Raw genomic sequence first — 20,584 nt, 5'->3', positions numbered from 1 at the left:
ACGAAAGTTACCGTAAACGGCTCTACATGTGGTTACTTGATGTAGATACCTATTTTGAATTTTTTCTTGCCCTGGCTGCACGAGCTGCTTGAACTGTTTCAAGGTGGTCGATGATTTCTGCAGCAGACTCTTCGATTGCCTTTCGGTCGGTGCGAATAACAAAGCAGCCCAGGCGTTTCATCAGCTTGTGAGCTTCTTCCATCTCCCGAGTAATGGATTCGGGATCAGAATAAGAAGAGGCCCAAGCTCGCGAATAGTCATCCCCCAGTCGCCGGTCACGGATGTCGGCGATGACATCGGTTGTAGAAAGAAGCCCAAACAGCCTCATGGGGTCGACTTCAAAGATCGACTGAGGCGGCTCCATCTCAAGTGCAAGGGGAATATTGGCAACACGATAGCCCTGAAAAGCAAGGTACATAGAGAGCGGGGTTTTTGAAGTTCGAGAAATGCCCAGCAAGACGATGTCAGCGTCACGAATATCGTCGGCTCCCCTACCGTCATCGTGCTCAACAAAATACTCCATCGCCTCGATGCGCTTGAAATATCTTTGATCGGTTCGGTGGATCGTACCAGGGATACCATGGGGCTCTTTTCCGGTAAGCTGGGAAATGATACTGGTTGCAGGGCCCATCAAATCGACGTTAGGGATGTTGCGGTTTACACATTCGTCCATCACCGCGTGGCGTAGATCGGTATTGACAATCGTATGGAATACCGCGCTATTCACGCATTTCTTTGATTGCATATCGAGATAAGAAGTCACCTGAGAGATATGCGAAACTTTTGGCAACCGCGAAATGCGAATACTGCCCTCATCAAATTGGCCCGCAGCGGCAAGCACGACCTCGCAAGCCGTATCGCCAAGGGAATCGGAGATAACATGGACTATGGGCGTTGTTTCGTCAAAACTATCCGGCATTATTGCCCCCTTTATCCTCTCAGTGGATATAACAGACATACTACCCTGATTTAAGGTGTCATGAGTGATTGGATTCAAGCGGTCGGAATAAAACGAAAGCGAATCGCTCTAATATTGAGCGATTCGCTTTCATATCAAAATATGTCGAAAGAAATTACTTTCGAGCAAGTTCACCCATGTCGGCAACATCATGGAAAACGGAAACGAAACGATTGAGCAAACGCAGGCGGTTGTTCTTGATCGTTTCATCTTCATCCATTACCAGGACATCGTCGAAGAAGCGATCGATAGGCTCACGCAGTTCGGCGAGAGAAGAAATAACCTCAGCGTAGGAAGAGGAATCAATCGCGGCGTGAACCTTATCTTGAGCATCATCGATCGCACGAAGAAGGTCATGCTCGACAGGCAGAAGAGGCGCCTCGTCAACATCTTGGCCCAGCGACGAATCTGCCAGATGGCTTGCACGGGCATAAGCTGTAGCAAGATTATCAAACGTCTCGGCATCGTTGGCACGAGCATCGTCGAGCGCATGGGCGAGCGCAAAGAAATCGACAGGAGCCTCAATGGTGCCACGGGAAACCGCAGCAACCGTATCGGACTTAATCTTCGCATCGCGGGCAATCTGCTCCATACGACCTTTGATAAAGGTGCAGATATTCTGTGCGACTTCAGGCTTATTAAACGAGAGGCCCTGCTCAAGATAGGCATCCAGAGCAGCATCGACCAAGGCAACATAGCCGCAACGCAGGCGATCTGCCAAGATGTTGATGACACCGATAGCGGAACGACGCAGTGCGAATGGATCTTTGGAACCGGTCGGAGGCTCGCCAATAGCAAACATACCAGCGATGGTATCAAGCTTATCGGCAACGGCCACAACACAGCCGGCAAGACCGCAGGGAAGATCGTCGCCTGCAAAACGAGGACGATAGTGATCGCGGATAGCCTCGGCGACCTCATCGGATTCACCGGCAGCCTTCGCGTAATAACCGCCCATAACACCCTGCTGGTTAGTAAACTCAACAACAGCAGAGGAAACGAGGTCGGCTTTGGCGAAATGAGCAGCGCGCTGAGCATCGGATGCAACATGTGCTCCGATACGCGCCTCACGGCAAATTGCCAAAGAGAGCGATTCGATACGCTCCGTCTTCTGCAAGACGTTGCCGAGCTTCTCCTGGAAGGCAACGCTTGCGAGACGGGAACGGAAGGTCTCAAGCGAAACCTTAAGGTCCTCGTCATAGAAGAACTTGGCGTCATAGAGGCGAGCGCGAACAACGCGCTCATTGCCATCGATAACTCGCTCGTTGTTTTCCGGCTTAGTGTTGGAAACAACGACAAATTCGCGCGTCAGCTTTCCGTTCGCATCGTAAATGGGGAAATAACGCTGATTGGAGAGCATCGATTCGCAGATGATCTCATGCGGGACAGCGAGGAATTCCTCGTCGAAGACACCAACGAGAACCGTAGGCCACTCGCAAAGATTGACAACTTCATCGAAGACCTTCTTGGGCATGTCCACATGGGCACCAGCACGCTCCGCTTCAATCTGAGCAATGCCATCCAGGATAACCTTGCGACGACGCTCGGCAGACAAAACGCCATTCTCCTCAAGGACACGCTCGTAATCGGCAGGAGAAGCGACAACGTGCTCCCCCGGACCTAAAACACGATGACCGCGAGTCGTATTGGAACTATCGACATCCGCATAATGTACCGGAATGACCTGGTTACCAAGAAGCGCACAGATCCAACGAATAGGGCGAACAAATGTCGCAGTCTCGGAACCCCAGCGCTGGGAGCGGTAGTTTGGCCACTCAAGAGACGAAATGACATTCTCGGCTAGTGCGGTCAAAATAGGCTGGGCAGGAGTCGCGGGAACGAAGCGCTCGGCAAAAACATACTCGCGTCCATCGGTGTCCTCACGACGTACAAGCTCAGAAGCATCAACGCCGCACTTGCGTGCAAAGCCGCACGCCGCCTTGGTGGGAGCACCAGACTCATCAAAAGCGATGTTTGCAGCGGGGCCGCGCTTAACCTCATGAACCTCTTCGGTCTCGATCGCTACGTCTGCGATGACCGCACCGAGCCTGCGCGGAGAGGTGATGATCTTGATGTCACCATGAGCGAGACCGGCATCATCAAGGCCCTTGGCCAAAAGCTCACGATACTGCTTCGAAGCGTGAATGAGCGGAGCGGAGGGCATCTCCTCGGTTCCGATCTCAAGCAAGAAGTCTTTCTTTTCAGACATCGTTTCTATGCCTCCTTCTGGGACGAAGCGTTATCGGCGGAGCCACCGGCCACTTCGGCGAGATACGACTCGCAGCAGGCCTTCGCGACGGCGCGAACGCGAAGAATGTAATTGGCACGCTCGACGGCGGACAGGGCTCCGCGAGCGTCAAGGATATTGAATGCATGGCTGCACTTCATGACACAGTCATAAGCGGGAAGCGGCAGCTTGCGATCGAGGCAGGAGTGGCACTCAGCCTCATAATCATCGAACTTCTGACGCATCATGTCGATATTTGCGACCTCGAAGTTGTATGCCGAGAACTCACGCTCGTTTTCGAGGAAAACGTTTCCGTAGGTCATGGGCGTGCCGTCGGGCAAGTAGCTCCACACAATGTCATATACGGAATTCACGCCCTGAACATACATGGCGATACGCTCAAGACCGTAGGTGATCTCGACGGGGACGGGGTTGACCTCGATTCCGCCCACCTGCTGGAAATAGGTGAACTGGGTAACCTCCATGCCATTGAGCCAGACCTCCCAGCCAAGGCCCCAGGCACCAAGCGTCGGGCTCTCCCAGTCGTCTTCAACGAAGCGCACATCATGCTCGTTTGGATCCAAGCCGATAGCCGCCAAAGAATCAAGATACAGTTCCTGGCTGTTTACAGGCGAAGGCTTAATAAGTACCTGGAACTGGTAATAGTGCTGCATACGGTTGGGGTTCTCGCCATAACGACCGTCGGCTGGACGACGGCACGGCTGCGCATAGCAGGCCCTCCAGGAATCTTTGCCCAAGGAACGCAGCAGGGTTGCAGTATGGAACGTACCCGCACCGACCTCGGAGTCATACGGCTGCATGATGACACAGCCTTGTTTTCCCCAATACTGCTGGAGACGCAAGATGATTTCTTGGAACGTGAGAGCGTTTTTCTCCATACCCAAAATCCCCTCGATTCACGATTGGTTCATACGGTTTGCTATGGTAGCCCAAGTGCAGAGCGAATACGCACGGCTCGGGTCAAACTTTTAAGATGATGCGTTATTTCTACAGGGTGCCGAAACGATTCAAGGGCCAGTAGCGCAAAACGACCACGCCGATGATATTCTCCTGGCTCACCGCTCCAAAATAGCGAGAGTCGGCGGAGTTCTCACGGTTGTCGCCCATAACCCATACGCTGCCCTCGGGCACCGTATACGGAAACGTCACCGTTATCCCATCGGCCTGTGCGGCAAGCGGCCAAGACTCCCCTGCCACATACGGCTCATCGAGCGCCTGGCCGTCAACATAAAGGATCCCATCTTTCATATCGACAGTTTGTCCTCCAAGCGCGACGACGCGCTTGACAAGCACGTCGTGCTCAGAGCTGGAGTCGGGGTTATGAAAGACGACGATGTCACCCGTGCGCACTCCCCGACCAAGCTCAACCGTTACCTTTTCGGCAAGGACCTGATCGCCGATTTCGATGGTGGACTCCATCGATCCCGTAGGAACCACGTACGGCTCAATGATAAAAGAACGGATGAGAAAGGTTGCGGCGCAGGCAATGACAATGACGATCAGCCATTCCGCAAGACTTCGGAGGAAAGAACCGTTATGCGGCGTCACGATGGCTCCAATTCTCGCTATTCAGAGGGAATAACATGATATCGCTCGATAAGCTCACGGGCAAAACGGGTCTCTTCAGGTGAAAGATCGGCGGTGTCGATAAGATCGGGGCGCCAACGACAAGTACGCTCGATAGCATTCTTCCGCCTCCACGCATCGACCTTCGCGTGATCGCCCGAAAGAAGGACATCGGGGACACTATTGCCGTTAAACGTTGCAGGTCGCGTGTACTGCTCATATTCCAAGAGCCCGCCGCCCGCCTGCGTCGCAAAGGATTCATCGACATTCGACATTTCGTCACCAAGTGCACCCGGTAAAAGTCGCACAACGGAGTCGGCAACAACCATTGCAGGAAGCTCGCCGCCCGTCAGAACATAATCACCAATGCTCAAGCGCTCATCGGCATACTCATATGCACGCTCGTCCATGCCTTCATAACGCCCGCAAACCATCAAGATACGTTCCTCATACGAGAGTCGCTCGGCAACTTGCTGGTTGAAAGGGGTGCCACACGGTGTAAAGAAAATGACATGGGGGCGAGGACCCGTGGAGGCGATATCCTCGATGGCTGTGGCCAAGGGCTCAACTTTCATGAGCATACCCTGTCCGCCGCCGTAAGGCTCGTCATCGACCGTACGATGGCGGTCGTGCGTCCAGTCGCGAAGGTTATATGCATGAAATTGAAAGAGCCCAGATGCCTTAGCACGTCCCAAAATGGATGTCGACATCACGGTATCGAACATCTCGGGGAAAACGGAAAGGGTTTCGATGATCATCAAGCGTCCTCACGTTCGCTCTCGGTAACGATACCGTCCATGATAGAGGTATGGATGGGGCCGTCATCGGGAATCGAATCAATCACCTCATCGATGACAGGAATGAGGAGCTCCCCAAAAGGACCCTCGTCGATAGTCCAAACATCATTTGCCGGCGTGCAGATAACTTCAGTAACAACACCCAGATAGCCGTAACGGGAATCCTGGACCTTTCTCCCAATCAAATCATCTATCGAATGATCAAGGGGCGAAAGATCGAGTTCATCTTCTGCTACAAGAACATAGCATCCGGCAATTGCCTCGGCAGCATCGAGCGAATCGACACCGCTAAAAGAAACGAGCGCCTCAGAGCCACCACACGAAAGAGACCTGATGGAGCAGAATCGATCGCGGTCAAGCGCAGGCGGCGTCAGAGCGCAGGTGAGCCCTTTTTTCAAAAGGAAGGGAAGGCCTCGCAGCGGCGCCACGAGAACCTCCCCTTTTGACCCGTGCGGACGCACCACACGAGCTATGTTGCGATAACGAACAGCCAAGGCTTATCCCAAGACTTCGACTTCGACTGACGTTTCAAGACGCGCAGCAAGTGCGCGCGCAAGCGTGCGAACCGCCTTGATGGTGCGACCGTGACGGCCGATCACCTTCGCGACGTCAGGCTCGGCAACGCTAACTTCAATCGTGGATGAATCCTCGCCGTCGATAACCTCGAGGCTCACGGAATCGGCATCATCAACGATGCTGACAACAAGATATTCAACCAAATCGGCAATGCGATCGGAAACCATCTCTTCGTCAGTGCTCGAAACCTCAAGCTCATCCTCGATTGCGTTGAGCTCCTCGGACAACGTTACTCCTCGGTAGCCTCAGCGGCCTCAGCAGCAGCCTCGGCGGCCTTCTTGGCCTCCTCAGCCTCGCGAGCGAGCTGCTTCTTGGACTTCTTGGGGGCAGCAGCGGCCTTCTCGCCCTCGTTGGCGGCCTTCACCAGAGCGGCAACGGCGTCGGTGAGCTGAGCACCCTTGGTCTGCCAGTCGGCGATCTTCTCGAGATCGAGATTGATGGTCTTGGGCGTGGTCAGCGGGTTGTAACGGCCGACCTCCTCGATCAGACGACCATCGCGCGGGCTGCGAGAATCAGCAACGACTACGCGGTAGTACGGACGCTTTTTAGAACCATGACGAGCGAGGCGGATTTTGACTGCCAATGAAAACTCCTCCAACCAAGCAGCTGAGCTGCAACAACAAACAAACGATTTGTAATGATACGCCATCGTTCGGAGCAGGTGAAGTCGTGAGAGAAACTTCTTCGGTATGAACGACAGCGTTTTCATATCATAACCATGAATCGACAAAATGCAAGGGTTTCCACGTAATCGCGTTATACTTGCTTCATGGATACCGAACATACATACGATTCAGACAACGCATTCGATTCGCTCTTCGGTGCGTGGCGTGGGCAAGCCATCGGGCTTTTGGACCTTGATGCTTTCTTTGCAAGCGTCGAGCAGCTTGACCATCCCGAATGGCGCGGCAAACCCGTCATCGTCGGAGGGCCACCCGAGTCGCGCGGGGTGGTGTCAACCGCATCGTATGAGGCACGCATGTTCGGGGTTCACTCCGCAATGTCCTCCGCGCAAGCCCAACGACTCTGTCCTCATGCCTTTTGGACTAAGGGGAATTTCGCTCGATATCGGGAGATGAGCGCTCAGGTTATGGCGATTCTCGCCGATGAGACACCCTATGTTGACCAGGTATCGATTGATGAAGCCTTCTTCGATGTCACCCCGGGCAGATTCAATACCGAAAACCCGGTCGAAATCTGCAAGCGTATCTCGGCGCGTGTCTCCAAGCTGGGGATTACCTGCTCCATTGGCCTAGGATCAAGCAAAACAGTAGCCAAAATCGCAAGCGAGCGCGACAAACCCCATGGCCTGACAATTGTCATACCGGGAACCGAGCGAGCATTTTTGAGCCCTCTGCCAGTACGTGCAATGAGCGGAATCGGAGCCGCGGCAGAGCGAATGCTCAACGAACGTGGCATACGAACGCTTGGAGCCATTGCAAGTGCGCGGCAAAGCGATTTGATTGCAGTGTTTGGCGTAAACGCAGACCTTATGCGCGAGCGCGCACAAGGCAGGGAGCTGAGTGCGGTCTCCCCTATCGATGCGCCTGAAGACGTCAAATCGGTAAGCAACGAGCGGACCTTTGCCCATGATCTTATCGAACGCGCAGACATTGAAGCAGCCATTGTGCTGCTTGGTGAATCAATTGCACGCCGCATGCGCCGAAAAGCCCTATTAGGCAATACGGTCACCTTAAAGCTGAAATACAGCTGGGGCGCAGGAAAAACCATTCAACGAAGGCTTCCCCACCCCACCGATGACGAAAACGTCTTTGTGCCCGTAGCCCTTAGCTTGCTTTCGTCGGTTTGGTCTGAAGGCATGCATGTACGCCTGGCCGGCCTTGCCATGAGTGATTTCGACAGCCCTAAAGAAGTCCAAACCGACCTATTTTGCACGCTTGATGAGCGTGGAGCGCAAACCTCTGAGCGTCGCAAGCTATCGGTGACGATAGACCAGGTGCGTGAAAAATTTGGCGAAGGGGCGGTAGGTTTTGGCCGTGCCGCCCGCTTCGATGGCGATATCGTGCGAAAAGATAAGTATATGCACAAAGAGGATTAGACGAGCTCTACGTCGAGCTGGGGAGCATCTCCCCAAAGCTTTTCCAGGCGATAGAAGTCGCAAGCCTCAGGCGTGAAAACGTGAACGACGACCGAACCGTAGTCCATAAGAATCCAGGTCTTCTCGTCACGCCCCTCGATGGAGAAGGGGTGCTCACAAAATGCTTCGGCGACCTTCTCTTCAACCTCGTCAATCACCGCATCGCATTGACGGGCGTTGGAGCCCGTAGCGATAACAAAGTAATCACAGACATCGGAAAGCTCAGTAAGGTCAAGAACGCAGACATCTTCTGCCTTCTTATCAAATGCAGCTTGTGCTGCACGACGGGCAACGGAGGCAGCGTCGACACCCGAAGACGACAAAGAGGCGGCAGAGCGTTCGGAGTCTACGGCAAACTGGTCGGCGTCGGCAATGGGTGCAGACATATCGATCGAATCGGTCATGCGAATCCTTTCGTAGCATAGGCATTGTAAATGGTAATGGCCGTGGGATAGAGGTAGCGGCCGGTAGAGATGACAAACGAGAGGCCTTGGGAAAAGCACTTGAAAAAAAGGCTTTCAAGGGAGATTTTACCCACAAGGGCACGAAGCTCATCGGCATAATCGCCCTGTCGCATGGGTTCAATAGCATCAGCAATGAATACAACCATATCGAGTGGCGTCATATCAACGGCGGCAACGGTATGACGCGCAATCGCCTGCCAAACCTCTTCAGGGAGCTCGGGAAATATATGAGGCAGCTCTACAGCTGCAACAAGACCATGGAGCAAGGGGGTGCTATAGGTAGGCGATCCCGCAAGTCGAATGCGGTACTGAGCTGCACGCGCCAACAGCTCGCTGTCGTCGAGCACCTTGTCCCAGTCATGGACGAGCCCGGCGGCCTCGGCCAAAAATGAATCGACCCCATACACCTCAGCAAGGTGCGCGGCAGTTCGCGCAACACCAAGCGAGTGCTTATAGCGACGAGGCTTGACCTCTTCCATGCGAACGCTCAAAAGCTCACGCATGCGAGTTAAATAACGAAGCTTTTCATCTTCGGTCGCATTTTGGATATCGGCCACGATTATTCACCCCTCTCCGACAGTTCTCAGCGCATCCACGCGCTCACGTGAATCTGTATTGTAGAGCCGATTCTTGTGAATGTAGCCAATCACAGGCTCAGAGGTCAGATACCGCACGCTTTTGCCATGACGGATGCGCTCGCGAATGTTCGTAGAGGAAATTGCCAGAGCGGGAATCTCGATATAGCGAACATTGAACTCGATTCCGCTCGCCTCGATGCATTCGCAAGCATGGTTGATGTCATAACCGGGGCGCGTAGCGGCGATAAACGTAGCAAGCTTGGCCATGCGCTCCGCATCATGCCAAGTCATGATATCGAGCACGGCGTCGGCACCCGTGATGAAATAGAGCTTGACGTTTAAGGGATAATGCGCCCGCAGCGCCTCGAGAGTATCGATGGTGTATGTGATGCCCTCACGATCGATCTCAAATCGACTTGCGTCGAAAGCAGGATTTGCCGCCGTGGCAAGCAACGTCATAGCGTATCGGTCCTCGGCATCGGTAACAGGGGAATTCTGCTTAAACGCCGGGGAACCGGCGGGCATGAACAGGACGAGGTCAAGCGAAAGCGCCTCCCTCGCCTGCTCTGCAGTTACCAAGTGACCGAAATGGATGGGATCAAAGGTTCCACCCATAATCCCCAATCGATATTCACGTTCAGGATCGGCCCCAAGCTCGGGAAGATGAGAAATGCTACCCATCGATTTCCCCGTCATCGAGAGAGGGTTCGACCGCGAAGTCGGTGTCTTCGAACACTTCGTCCTCAAAATCGTCAAGGGCGCCTTCATATGCAAACGAATAGCCCGTAATGCGAACCTCATCGCCCGCGCGACAACCTGCTTTCTCCAAGGCGTCGTCGACGCCAATACGGGATAGACGATGCTGCAGATAGATGATGGCATCCTCATTTTCCCAGTCGGTCTGAACGCACATGCGCTCGATGCCACGACCAAGAACGCGCCAAATACCATTGCCCTCGGGCACAACCCTAAAGCGCCTATCGCGCTCATGGCGGACACGCTCCCACTGCTCGGTATCGACCTCTTCGGCGGGAGCATCTTTGGCAAGCTCCTGTCGAAGTTTGGAAACTTGTTCGCCAACAGCAAGCATCAAGGAATTGAGGCCTGCACCGGTAAGGGCCGAAACCGCAAAGAACATATGGCCATCGGCCGTTGCCGCCTGACGAAGAGCAGCAACGCGCTCGGTCATACCGCTCACATCACATTTATTGGCAACAACGATTTGCGGGCGCTCGGCAAGCTCAGAGGCATACGCGGCAAGCTCATCGTTGATGACGCGGTAGTCCTCAAGCGGATCTCGGTCTTCAAAGCTACCGGTTACATCGATAACGTGCATGATAAGTGCGGTGCGCTCGATATGGCGAAGGAACTGATGGCCTAGACCGCGACCGTCACTTGCGCCTTCGATAAGACCCGGAACATCGGCGACGACATAAGAATAGTCGCCCGCACGCACCATACCAAGATTGGGAACGAGCGTCGTAAACGGATAGTCGGCAATCTTGGGACGTGCGGCAGACATGCGCGCGATCAAGGACGATTTGCCGACGCTTGGCATACCTACAAGGGCAGCGTCGGCCATGAGCTTCATCTCGAGCTCAATCCAATGCTCCTCTGCAGGCTCGCCCTTTTCGGCAAAGGCGGGAGCGCGGCGCGTCGAGGTCACGAAATGCGTGTTTCCACGTCCGCCGCATCCACCGGGAGCAACCGTGACGTACTCGCCATCATGCGTAAGGTCGGCGACGACGTAAAGAGGTTCTTGCGTTTCGGGATCGAGCTCGCGCACGATTGTACCCATCGGCACCTTCAGAATCAGATCTTCACCGCATTTTCCGTCTCGACGCGACCCCTGACCATGCGTGCCGCGCTCTGCGCGGAAATGATGCTTGAAGCGGTAGTCGACCAAAGAAGACAGCTGAGACGTAGCCTGGATCACTACGTTGCCGCCACGGCCGCCGTCGCCGCCGTCAGGACCGCCTTTAGGCACGTAGGCCTCGCGTCTAAAGGACATGCAGCCAGCGCCGCCGTCGCCGCCCTTAACGTTGATACGGCAGATATCGGTAAACTGAGACATCGGATACCTTTCTCATAAAAGAAAGACCCTTGTCCTTCGCGGGCAAGGGTCTCCCATAGATGCTTGAGATGAAGGGTGCGATTAAGCCTCGACCAGCGGAAGAACGCTGACGCGATGCTTAACGCCATGCGTGTACTCAACGGTACCGTCGACGAGAGCAAACAGGGTGTCATCCTTGCCACGACCGACATTGGCGCCGGGGTGGATGTGCGTACCGCGCTGACGGACGAGGATAGTACCGGTGGTTACGGTCTGACCGGCAAAGCGCTTGCAGCCCAGACGCTGACCACGGGAGTCGCGGCCGTTACGAGACGAGCCAAGACCTTTTTTGTGTGCCATGTCTATTACCTACTTTCTTACAGTTCTCGTGCGAGACTACTCGGCTGCGGGTGCCTCAGCAGCTGCCTCGGTGGTGGCAGCGGCCTTGCGAGCACGCGTCGTAGCCTGGACCTTGGTGATCTTCAGACGGGTAAGCTGCTGACGATGGCCCTTGAGGCGACGATAGCGCTTACGCTTGTGGAACTTGAAGACAAGCTGCTTCTCGCCCTTGAACTGCTCGACGATCTCAGCAGTGACCTTAGCCTTCGCAAGCTTGGCAGGATCGGTAACGATCTTCTTGCCGTCATTCAGGAAAACGACCGGCAGGGTGACCTTAGTGCCAACCTCGCCGTCGATCTTCTCGACGTTCAGAACATCATCGGTGGCGACCTTATACTGCTTGCCGCCAGTTGTAACGATTGCGTACATTATTTTGCCCTTCATGCATCAGTTAGTGCAACAGCCGAATATAGTAACAGGTGCGTATGCACCCGTCAACGAATTGAGAGAAAGAATTCCCTGCTAATTCACAAGGACGGCACATGCGTTGCCGCGACGGGTCTGGACGGCACATCGAACACCTCGAGTACGGGTCTCAGTGTAGCGTTTTCGTCCTCAATATGCTGAGAAATCCGACAAACATCATATCGTTCGATAGAAATAAGGTCTTGAATACCCGTCGAGACGATCGGCTCGGACGCAAATGGTCCCCCAACAAGACGTCGATCAAGTGCGGCAAGAAGAATCTCGGGGCGAAGCGCCCCCTCGTTGGAAACACGCGTGTCCAACGTGAGAGCCATCGTTTTGGCATCTTCGCGGGCGACGTCAAACGAAGCGATGGTGCCCGCAAGATCAAGCTTCTTGAACTTACGTCCGCGCTGATACTCGATCGGACCCTCTGAGAGCAACGTACCGATAATAGCGGCAATGGCTTCGCCACGCGATTCGTAGGAGGCGGTCATATGGAGCATAACGCGATATTCGCAACGCGTAATCTGAGCCGTGAGGGCCGGCGCCTTGACATCGATATATGCAGCAAGGTCGGGTGCCAAATCGGCCGGAGAGGCCGCGAGAAGGCGCTCAAACGCCTCCGGGCCAGGAATTAAGTCGGTCAAGAACAGGTCGTACCATTCACAGGTCGAACTCGTGCCCACGGGGAGTGCCGAGGAAAACCCGACACGCATATGGGGCGAGAAACCCTGGGTCACCGCATAGGGCAACCCCGCCCTGCGCACAATACGCTCGATAGTATGAATGACTTCCAGGTGACCCAGATAGGCCAGGCGCCCCGTCTTGCGATAGCGCACGCGCAAGCGGAACAAAGATTGTGCATTAGGGTCGCTCATCCGCGCTCACCCACCAAAACGTTCGAGGCATGAATCGTAGGACAGATTCCACAACCGGTGCACGAGGTACGCGTACAGTCGGGTGTGGTCTCGCCCTCAAGGGATTTTCGGTATTCGCGTTCAAGAAAACCGCGTTTGATACCGGGGCTCACATGCTCCCAAGGAAGACGCATGTCAAGATCGAACGGTGTCGAAGCCACGGCGCGAAGATCGATGCCAAGCTCGGCAGCCGCATCCTCCCAACGCGAAAGATCAAACTGCTCAGTCCAAGCGTCAAAGCGCGCACCACGCTTCCAGGCACCGACGATGAGAGGCGTGATATCCCTGCCACCACGAGAAAGAACCGCCTCGAGAAGTGAAGTGTCCGCATCGTGATAGTGCACACGAACGGCACGATTTCTAACACTGGCAAGCAGCAGCTGCTGGCGACGTTTGACCTCTTCGTCAGGCGTCTGGGCACACCACTGGAACGGAGTTTGCGCTTTGGGGATAAAGACGGAACATGAAATGGAAACGGATACATTTCCACGCTGGGCCTTAGGAACAACCTCGCGAGCGAGCTCATAGGTCTTATCGGCGAGATTTGCTATGGCGACGATATCCTCGTCACGCTCACCAGGCAAACCCATCATGAAATAGAGCTTGACGCGACGCCAGCCGGCTTCAAAGGCGGCGCGGGTTGCGCGCTCAAGATCGTCCTCGGTCACGTTTTTATTGATAACATCGCGCAAGCGCTGACTACCCGCCTCGGGAGCAAAGGTGAGACCGCCCTTCTTCTCCCCCGCCACCTGCAGCGCCATGTCGACGCCAAAGGAATCAAGACGCTGGGAAGGGATAGACACGCGAATACCGGTGTCGGCAAGACGACGATTGAGACGCGCCAGAATCTGCGAGCAGCAGGAATGATCGGTCGTTGAAAGCGAGGTGAGAGAGACCTCATCGTACCCGGTGTCCTTAAGGCCCCCCATGACAGCAGAGACAACCTGGTCGGGAGTGCGCTCGCGCACGGGTCGATATGTGATGCCTGCCTGACAAAAACGACATCCACGGGCACAACCGCGCAGCACTTCAACGGAAAGACGGTCATGAACGAGTTGCGCATAGGGCATCACGGTTTGCGGAACCGGGTTTGTCGAGGAGAAATCGGCAATGACGCGCTTGTATACAACGGAGGGAACATCCTCTCCCTGCTTGGGCACCACGTATCCATGCTCTGTACAGGGACCATCATGGCATTCCTCGTAGAGTGCCGGTACGTAAGTGCCGGGTACAAGCGCAAGCGCGCGAAGAATTTCGATACGAGAGGCACCAGCATCTCTTAGACGCTGATGCGTACGGCAGACTTCAACTAAGGATTCCTCGCCCTCGCCAATCAAGATGGCATCGAAAAAGGCCGCGACCGGCTCGGGATTGTAAACGGAAGGGCCACCCGCTATGACAAGCGGATCGTCTTCACCGCGATCTTTGGCAAAAAGCGGAATGCCCGCAAGATCGAGCGCTTCAGGATAGTTTGTACAGGCCATTTCATGCGGAATATGAAAGCCCACAACATCAAAAGAAGCGAGCGGTGCCGCCCCCTCAAGGGAAAGAAGGGGCACATTGGCCTCACGCATGGCATCGGCCATGTCAATCCAGGGCAGATAGGCGCGCTCGCAGGAAATGCCCTCCTGATGGTTCAAGATGTTATACAGGATGGTAAGACCTTGATTGGGCAAACCGACCTCGTAAACATCGGGATAGATCAGGCAGGCACGGTAATCGGCCTCTGCAGAACTAAGCGTGCCCCACTCATGATCGATATAGCGGCTCGGTTTTTCAACGCGAGCAAGCAGCGGTTCCAAGTCACTGAATCTGTCTTCGTATGGAATTCTCACGATACAAACCTCTAGGCGGTCATGTCGACCACGTCTTGCTGAGCATCCTGGGTCGATAGATTGCGTTTAAGAAAAGAAACGAACGAAGACACAGCGTCATTCGCACGCGAATAATCGATATCGCTTTCGTACAGGGAGCAAAGCGCCCGACCCATAGCATAGGTGCCGCCAGCGGCCATAACGGCCTTGACAGCGAAGGCATAATGTCCGGCGCCACGACAGAGTTGGCGAGTAATCGCACGCACCCCCAAGCCGGATGCGAGAATGCCCGCCGCATCGTAGACACGATCAAAGGAAAGCGGCTTACCAAAGATCGAAGCAAGCTGGATCATCATGCCGATTTGGGCCGCCACCATAACGGGATAATCAGCCCCCGGAACAAAGACGAGGGCACCCGTCGCCATATTGGTGAACATACTCGAGGTGACAACACGATTTGCGGCGGCAATGCGCATGAAGGGGAAGTTTGCCGCAAACGCCGTCTGCTTTTCCGTGTGATCGAGAATCCAACGGGCGAGGGTTTCGAGAAGCGTGGTCTCATCCGTCGCCGAAACAAGACCGAGCATCTTTGTATCCTGTTCGATAAACGGCACCTCAACGCTCGATTCGCAGAGAACAGCCACAGGGGCACCGGCGATAACAATGCGCTGCACGGCGTCTTGCAACGCATCGGACCCACACGTCAGAACAAGCACGATGTCGGTATCGCGTTTCAGGGCAGCATCAAAATCGGCAATACGCGATACGCGAACGATAGCAGAAGTGGTTTGCGGAACAAACGCATCGCGCACCGTCTGGATAAGAAAAGGCGTCGCCGTATCGTCAACGATAACTGCAATACGCACGGGATCATCAGATTGTTTAACCGTTGTAGCACCGAGCTTTGCCATATCGGCGATTTTATTCAAGGGAACACGCATAAGCGCTCCTTTCTACCGGGCCTGCGTGCGATGTCTCCATATGGATTGTACGATACCTACGTTAGCAAGCTGCATCAGCATCGAACTCGAACCAAAGCTAATAAAAGGCAAAGGAATGCCGGTGATTGGCATAAGCCCAATGCACATGCCAACATTTTCAAGAACTTGAAACGTCCAAATGCCCACAATGCCAACGGCAACAAGACGCAAGAATAAAGAGTCGCTCTTGTACGCAACACGGATCGTCGAAAAAATCAAAAGGGCAAACAGGGAGAGCAGCAACAGATCTCCGACAAATCCAAACTCTTCGGACGTAAGGGCAAAAATAAAGTCGGTATGTGCTTCCGGAAGAAAACCCGAAGCAGACTGCGTTGCATTTCCGATACCCTTGCCAAAAAAGCCACCGGAGCCAACGGCGATAAGCGATTGCATCAGGTTGTAACCCGCACCCGTGGTATCAGCCGTAGGATCAAGAAAGACCAGCAGACGATTCATCTGATAGGCCTTGAGCAAGACATCGCGCCCCACAATGCTATCAACCAGCGAATCCGCAGCAAGCAGCAAGGCAACGAGGCCGATAAGGATGGCGATGGTCGAAAGCACCCACTCCCTACGCGGGCCGCTCATCATAATGATGATGGCACCAGAGAAAAAGACAACGAGGCCACTTCCAAGATCGCCGGCTATAAGCACGCAACAAAACGGAATGGCAAGCATGCCGCAGAGTTTCACATAATTACGAACAGAATCGATACGCCCGTTATACTGCGCTCCAAGCGCGGCCACGATAAAGACCGTGATGATTTTGACAAGCTCTACCGGCTGAAATGTCAAATGGATTAAGGGGATCTGAATCCATCCCGTCAAGCCCTTCGCACTGTAAGAAAGACCAGGAACATAGGGCAAGAAAATGACGATGATATCTATGACCATAAGGACGGTCGTGATATTGGAGAGACCGCGAAAATCGGTCTTCCAGCAGAAAAGGGCAAGGATGGTACCCAAGCCAATACCAATCAGGTGCCGCGAAAAAGATGCGGCAGAAATGGTAAGAGAAGCAGTCCAGATAATAAGACAGCCAAATGCAACAAGGCCCGCGGCACCAAAGAGGACGGGAAGACTGATCTGACGACGCAGCGAACCGCGCGCCTGGCCTATTCGTTTATTGACATGCTTCAATGCATCTTTTGTCGAAACTGCGCGTTGAGCCATGGGTCTCCCCTCCTTCCTTATCGTGCGCCATCGCCTGCAGTAGTGCCTGCGGTATCGGGCTCGCCGTAAATCGCACCAAGGACATCGCGCACAGCATACAGTGAAGCTGTGGCACCGAAGCCGCCCTCCTCGACAAGCGAGGCAACGACATATTTAGGGTCATCATAGGGCGCATAGACAATAAACCAGGAATAATCATCCTCGTTCGTTTTCTGACCAGTACCGGATTTACCCGCCACAGTCGTGCTCAAGCTCGTGAAATGCGAGGCTTGGTCAGAAGACTCCTCGTAGATAACGCCCTTCAGTCCATCTCTCACAAGATTAAGATGGGACTCTTTTGCGAAATCTCCCTTTAGGCGCTCTTTTGGTTTATACGTCACAGTATCCCCTTCGCCGTCACGAGAGACAGCAGACAGGAATACATGCGGCACATACTCCTTGCCCCCGTTTGCAATGCCAGCGTATACGCAAGCCATCTGCAAGGGAGTAACCAAGATGTCACCCTGGCCGATAGCGATATTGGTCATATCGCCACCGTTCCAAGTACGGTCAGACTCGCTCCAGCTAGAGAAATACTCCGATTTCCATTTGGCATCTGGAACGCGCCCCGAAGCCTCACCGCCCAGGTCCACGCCGGTAGAAGAACCGAGCCCCCAGCTGCGATACATTTCCTGTAATCCCTCAGGATTGTCCTTATCGTAGAAAAAACCCTTTCCGATGTCGTAGAACACCGGGTCGCAGGAATGGACGATACCGTTACGAAGAGTCATCGTGCCATGACCGGAATGGAGCCAACACCACTTGCCATCCGATTCACCAAAACCAGTCCACCAGCCACTGCACATCGTTGTCTGCGTCTCGGTGAAAATGCCATGTTTGAGAGCAGCCAGCGCAGAAAGAGGTTTGATGGTCGAAGCCGACATGTACTGACCAGAGATAGCACGATTGATCATGGGTAACCCGCTATCTTCGCTGTTCAGCTGGTTCCATACATCGTTTGAGACACCACCGATAAAGACCGAAGGATCGAGCTCGGGCGAGCTTGCCATTCCCAAGATCTCGCCATTGGTGCAATCGAGGCATACGCAGGCGCCACGATTCGTGTTATGCCCGTTTTGCTTCGCAATCTGAATTGCATGGGCAAGACCGTTCTCACAAGCCTGCTGAATCGAAAGATCGATGGTCAATTTAACGTCGCTGCCGGGTTCTGCCGGCACGGCACCAGAGCGACCGGTCACCGCACCCGCAGCATTCACCTGAACAGTCTGCTCGCCGCGAATGCCCTGAAGCAAGCGCTCGTATTGCAGCTCGACGCCGGTCTGGCCGACGATATCGCCCGATTTATAGGCAATCGTTCCAGCACTTTTGTTCTCATCATCATCTTGCTTTTCGAGCTGTTCACTCGTAATGGTACCCGTATACCCAAGCAGATGACCGGCAAGCGATCCATACGGGTAGTAACGCTCGGTGCGCTCGACGACCTCGACATTTTTGAAAAACGAGGCATGTTCTTGAATATACGCAACCGTGGATCGACGAACATCCGAAGCAACGGTATGCAGACTCTGAGCGCTCTCGTTGTAGTTTTGGATATTGCGCTTGACGGCGATATAGGGCATACCGAGCACATTTGCAAGATGCCGAACGGTGACGGTATCTTCGGCAAGCGAGCGATACGCAGCAACGGTTAAGCACGGACGATTGGTAACAAGAGGCGTACCGTTTCGGTCGAGAATACGGCCGCGCGGAGCGGGCGTCGTTACTGTGCGAGTCTGATTTTGATTGGAGAGTCCCTCGTAATAATCCGAGGAGACCATCTGCATGCTCCAAAGTTTGGCAAAGATCGCAGCGAAGACGGCACCGACGCCCGCGGCAAGCATGGTAAATCGGCCCTTGAAAGCAACCTGAGAAGTATTGCCCTCCCCTTCTGAGGCACGAGGACGGGTGCCGTGAGCGGTGTCATACGTAAATCGGTTAGGATTTCGCCGCATCATCACAAGCGAAACCAAAATGGCAATCACCAGGATGGCACCGGTGATGATGACAAGAATTTTAGCATCCACGATATGAGCCCCTAGCGAAGGCCCTTATAGCGCGTTCCGCGGGAACGGGCAGAAAAGCCGCCTTGGGAAAGTGCACTGCCGGCAAGGACAAAAAAGGGAACCGCAACAAGGAGCGAGAGGAGAGTGCTCGAAAGGCCGTGACCGATAATTGCCCAGAACAGATCGGTCTGCACATGCATGAAGAAGAGGAGCAGGCCGTAAAGAACGTTAACGGCAAACATCACGATTGCAGTACAGCGAAGCGCATTGGGATTAAGGCCAATCTGAACGCCACGGAACATACCGCTCGAGATAAAGCATGCCACCGTCAGAATAAGAGACATAAGGCCAACGGGAACCGATGCCGTCAAATCGTATGCAATGCCGCAGAAAAAGCCAGCGATCGTTGCACGATGCGTATCGCCGCTTAAGATAAAAACGCATGCAAGGATAAGCATGAAATTGATTCTGCCGCCCATTACCTCGATCTGAGGGGCAAAACCGATCTGGAGGGCGACGGCGGCGATACAAAGGGCAACAGTAGCCGAACGAGTTTTGCCCATATCTTTGAGTTGCATGTACACATCCCCTCCTTATTCCGAATCGTCAGACGAATCTTCAGAAGAATCTTCGTCTTTTGTGCTGGCAGACGTAACCGCACCGCTCTTGTTTGCACTGGCAACGTCTTGGTCGGATGCTATCTGGTCATCGGTGAGAGAAGTAATCACAAGGACTTCCTCGTTATTCTCCGCAGTAGATTGAGCCCTCACCACAATGGTGTAATAGACATCATTGTCAGACTTCTCGACAGAAGAAACGGTACCGAGAGGCAAGCCCTTGGGATACACGCCACCGATACCCGAGGTGATAACGATGTCGCCCACCTTCACATCCGATTCTGTTGAAACGTACGAAAGGCGCAAGGAACCATCGGGCTGACCTTGCAACATACCCTGAGCACGCGTGCTTTGAATCATCGCCGAAACACCGGAGCCCTCGTCGGTGATGAGCTGAACGGTAGAAGTAGTAGCCGAAACCTCCACGATCTGTCCGATAACGCCACCGGAGTTGCACACGGCCATTCCACACGAGAAACCGGCCGCCGTACCCTTGTCGATAGTGACGGCACGCGACCAGGCATCGGAAGAATTACCGATAATGCGGGCAGCGGTGGAGGTCAGGTTGTACGTGGACTGAAGATTAAGCAAGGACTCCAGGCGCTCGGATGTCTTCTTGGACTCAGAAAGCTCGGCAACCTGAGCAGTCAGCTCGGCATTCTGCTCTCTAAGCTCCGAGAGGGTCTCCTGCGAGGCGGTGAGGTTGCCCATGACATTGCCTGCAGCATTAAAGGGCGTGGCGACAAGGGAACCGAGGACCCGAACAGGAGTGGTCACCACGGAGACGGCACCGCGAACCGAGTGAATGGGTCCGCTTTCGCCCTCACGAATATAAAACGTAAGGAGCAAAATCGAAACCAAGCACAAAACAATCAACGGGCGAACCCCCGTTGATT

The 20,584-nt window shown here is 54.2% G+C and carries 22 protein-coding genes; 1 reads left to right on the top strand and 21 read right to left on the bottom strand.

Annotated features, from left to right (window positions below):
- Window positions 1–49: 49 nt before the first annotated feature.
- The 8 genes from HF320_RS04520 to rpsP form a co-directional block, all read right to left on the bottom strand.
- A complete protein-coding gene (locus HF320_RS04520) occupies window positions 50–919 on the bottom strand; it encodes a pyruvate, water dikinase regulatory protein (RefSeq protein ID WP_169277236.1) in 870 nt (289 codons plus the stop codon).
- Between the two features lie 154 nt (window positions 920–1,073).
- Window positions 1,074–3,167, bottom strand: a complete 2,094-nt coding sequence (glyS, locus tag HF320_RS04515; RefSeq protein ID WP_169277235.1) for a glycine--tRNA ligase subunit beta — start codon at window positions 3,165–3,167, stop codon at window positions 1,074–1,076.
- Between the two features lie 5 nt (window positions 3,168–3,172).
- The gene (locus tag HF320_RS04510; RefSeq protein WP_022387431.1) at window positions 3,173–4,084 is read right to left on the bottom strand and encodes a glycine--tRNA ligase subunit alpha; all 912 of its coding nucleotides are present in this window, start codon (window positions 4,082–4,084) and stop codon (window positions 3,173–3,175) included.
- Between the two features lie 109 nt (window positions 4,085–4,193).
- Complete coding sequence (gene lepB, locus HF320_RS04505) at window positions 4,194–4,754, bottom strand: signal peptidase I (protein ID WP_169277234.1); 561 nt, start codon at window positions 4,752–4,754, stop codon at window positions 4,194–4,196.
- Window positions 4,755–4,771: 17 nt separating this feature from the next.
- Window positions 4,772–5,530, bottom strand: coding sequence for a tRNA (guanosine(37)-N1)-methyltransferase TrmD (trmD, locus tag HF320_RS04500; protein ID WP_169277233.1), 759 nt, complete (start codon window positions 5,528–5,530; stop codon window positions 4,772–4,774).
- A complete protein-coding gene (gene rimM, locus HF320_RS04495; RefSeq protein ID WP_052445312.1) occupies window positions 5,530–6,063 on the bottom strand; it encodes a ribosome maturation factor RimM in 534 nt (177 codons plus the stop codon). The genes trmD and rimM overlap by 1 nt, the downstream gene beginning before the upstream one ends.
- Before the next feature lie 3 nt (window positions 6,064–6,066).
- Complete coding sequence (locus HF320_RS04490) at window positions 6,067–6,312, bottom strand: KH domain-containing protein (RefSeq protein WP_052445347.1); 246 nt, start codon at window positions 6,310–6,312, stop codon at window positions 6,067–6,069.
- 62 nt (window positions 6,313–6,374) lie between these two features.
- Window positions 6,375–6,728, bottom strand: coding sequence for a 30S ribosomal protein S16 (gene rpsP, locus HF320_RS04485; RefSeq protein ID WP_022387436.1), 354 nt, complete (start codon window positions 6,726–6,728; stop codon window positions 6,375–6,377).
- A gap of 186 nt (window positions 6,729–6,914) precedes the next feature.
- On the opposite strand from rpsP, the gene dinB reads away from it, so the two are divergent.
- Complete coding sequence (gene dinB / locus HF320_RS04480; protein ID WP_169277232.1) at window positions 6,915–8,204, top strand: DNA polymerase IV; 1,290 nt, start codon at window positions 6,915–6,917, stop codon at window positions 8,202–8,204.
- Here dinB and rsfS read toward each other — a convergent pair.
- The 13 genes from rsfS to mreC all read right to left on the bottom strand — a co-directional run bounded on the left by rsfS (window position 8,201) and on the right by mreC (window position 20,564).
- Window positions 8,201–8,647, bottom strand: coding sequence for a ribosome silencing factor (rsfS, locus tag HF320_RS04475; RefSeq protein ID WP_169277231.1), 447 nt, complete (start codon window positions 8,645–8,647; stop codon window positions 8,201–8,203). The genes dinB and rsfS overlap by 4 nt on opposite strands.
- A complete protein-coding gene (gene yqeK, locus HF320_RS04470) occupies window positions 8,644–9,264 on the bottom strand; it encodes a bis(5'-nucleosyl)-tetraphosphatase (symmetrical) YqeK (RefSeq protein WP_230205570.1) in 621 nt (206 codons plus the stop codon). Before yqeK ends, rsfS begins: the two co-directional genes overlap by 4 nt.
- Window positions 9,265–9,270: 6 nt before the next feature.
- Entirely contained in the window at window positions 9,271–9,966 is a 696-nt protein-coding gene (nadD, locus tag HF320_RS04465; protein WP_138377545.1) for a nicotinate-nucleotide adenylyltransferase, read from the bottom strand.
- Window positions 9,959–11,359 (bottom strand): GTPase ObgE, encoded by a 1,401-nt coding sequence (obgE, locus tag HF320_RS04460; RefSeq protein ID WP_169277230.1) that lies wholly within the window; start codon window positions 11,357–11,359, stop codon window positions 9,959–9,961. The genes nadD and obgE overlap by 8 nt, the downstream gene beginning before the upstream one ends.
- 81 nt (window positions 11,360–11,440) lie before the next feature.
- Window positions 11,441–11,698, bottom strand: a complete 258-nt coding sequence (gene rpmA, locus HF320_RS04455; protein ID WP_169277229.1) for a 50S ribosomal protein L27 — start codon at window positions 11,696–11,698, stop codon at window positions 11,441–11,443.
- A gap of 36 nt (window positions 11,699–11,734) precedes the next feature.
- On the bottom strand, window positions 11,735–12,106 hold the full coding sequence (gene rplU, locus HF320_RS04450; protein ID WP_022387443.1) for a 50S ribosomal protein L21: 372 nt from the start codon (window positions 12,104–12,106) through the stop codon (window positions 11,735–11,737).
- Between the two features lie 98 nt (window positions 12,107–12,204).
- Window positions 12,205–13,023, bottom strand: a complete 819-nt coding sequence (locus tag HF320_RS04445; protein WP_169277228.1) for a TIGR03936 family radical SAM-associated protein — start codon at window positions 13,021–13,023, stop codon at window positions 12,205–12,207.
- Window positions 13,020–14,897: a TIGR03960 family B12-binding radical SAM protein gene (locus HF320_RS04440; RefSeq protein WP_169277227.1), complete on the bottom strand. Its 1,878-nt coding sequence runs from the start codon at window positions 14,895–14,897 to the stop codon at window positions 13,020–13,022. Before HF320_RS04440 ends, HF320_RS04445 begins: the two co-directional genes overlap by 4 nt.
- A gap of 11 nt (window positions 14,898–14,908) precedes the next feature.
- Window positions 14,909–15,817, bottom strand: coding sequence for a YcjF family protein (locus HF320_RS04435; RefSeq protein ID WP_169277226.1), 909 nt, complete (start codon window positions 15,815–15,817; stop codon window positions 14,909–14,911).
- A gap of 12 nt (window positions 15,818–15,829) precedes the next feature.
- Window positions 15,830–17,029: an FtsW/RodA/SpoVE family cell cycle protein gene (locus tag HF320_RS04430; protein ID WP_169277225.1), complete on the bottom strand. Its 1,200-nt coding sequence runs from the start codon at window positions 17,027–17,029 to the stop codon at window positions 15,830–15,832.
- 17 nt (window positions 17,030–17,046) lie between these two features.
- The gene (mrdA, locus tag HF320_RS04425; protein ID WP_169277224.1) at window positions 17,047–19,092 is read right to left on the bottom strand and encodes a penicillin-binding protein 2; all 2,046 of its coding nucleotides are present in this window, start codon (window positions 19,090–19,092) and stop codon (window positions 17,047–17,049) included.
- 11 nt (window positions 19,093–19,103) lie between these two features.
- Window positions 19,104–19,649, bottom strand: a complete 546-nt coding sequence (locus HF320_RS04420) for a rod shape-determining protein MreD (RefSeq protein ID WP_169277223.1) — start codon at window positions 19,647–19,649, stop codon at window positions 19,104–19,106.
- 15 nt (window positions 19,650–19,664) lie between these two features.
- Entirely contained in the window at window positions 19,665–20,564 is a 900-nt protein-coding gene (gene mreC, locus HF320_RS04415) for a rod shape-determining protein MreC (protein ID WP_169277222.1), read from the bottom strand.
- Window positions 20,565–20,584: the final 20 nt, after the last annotated feature.

Origin of the sequence: Collinsella acetigenes (genome assembly GCF_012844445.1) — a bacterium.
Lineage (GTDB): Bacteria > Actinomycetota > Coriobacteriia > Coriobacteriales > Coriobacteriaceae > Collinsella > Collinsella acetigenes.
Note: the sequence above shows the minus strand (reverse complement) of the source record. Positions and strands in the feature narration are given on the sequence as shown.

Bases quoted from the DNA above. Each gene is read 5' to 3' on its own strand.
- HF320_RS04520 (WP_169277236.1), bottom strand. From the start codon at position 919: ATGCCGGATAGTTTTGACGAAACAACGCCCATAGTCCATGTTATCTCC.
- glyS (WP_169277235.1), bottom strand. From the start codon at position 3,167: ATGTCTGAAAAGAAAGACTTCTTGCTTGAGATCGGAACCGAGGAGATG.
- HF320_RS04510 (WP_022387431.1), bottom strand. From the start codon at position 4,084: ATGGAGAAAAACGCTCTCACGTTCCAAGAAATCATCTTGCGTCTCCAG.
- trmD (WP_169277233.1), bottom strand. From the start codon at position 5,530: ATGATCATCGAAACCCTTTCCGTTTTCCCCGAGATGTTCGATACCGTG.
- HF320_RS04490 (WP_052445347.1), bottom strand. From the start codon at position 6,312: ATGGTTTCCGATCGCATTGCCGATTTGGTTGAATATCTTGTTGTCAGC.
- dinB (WP_169277232.1), top strand. From the start codon at position 6,915: ATGGATACCGAACATACATACGATTCAGACAACGCATTCGATTCGCTC.
- rsfS (WP_169277231.1), bottom strand. From the start codon at position 8,647: ATGACCGATTCGATCGATATGTCTGCACCCATTGCCGACGCCGACCAG.
- nadD (WP_138377545.1), bottom strand. From the start codon at position 9,966: ATGGGTAGCATTTCTCATCTTCCCGAGCTTGGGGCCGATCCTGAACGT.
- obgE (WP_169277230.1), bottom strand. From the start codon at position 11,359: ATGTCTCAGTTTACCGATATCTGCCGTATCAACGTTAAGGGCGGCGAC.
- rpmA (WP_169277229.1), bottom strand. From the start codon at position 11,698: ATGGCACACAAAAAAGGTCTTGGCTCGTCTCGTAACGGCCGCGACTCC.
- rplU (WP_022387443.1), bottom strand. From the start codon at position 12,106: ATGTACGCAATCGTTACAACTGGCGGCAAGCAGTATAAGGTCGCCACC.
- HF320_RS04445 (WP_169277228.1), bottom strand. From the start codon at position 13,023: ATGAGCGACCCTAATGCACAATCTTTGTTCCGCTTGCGCGTGCGCTAT.
- HF320_RS04435 (WP_169277226.1), bottom strand. From the start codon at position 15,817: ATGCGTGTTCCCTTGAATAAAATCGCCGATATGGCAAAGCTCGGTGCT.
- HF320_RS04430 (WP_169277225.1), bottom strand. From the start codon at position 17,029: ATGGCTCAACGCGCAGTTTCGACAAAAGATGCATTGAAGCATGTCAAT.
- HF320_RS04420 (WP_169277223.1), bottom strand. From the start codon at position 19,649: ATGCAACTCAAAGATATGGGCAAAACTCGTTCGGCTACTGTTGCCCTT.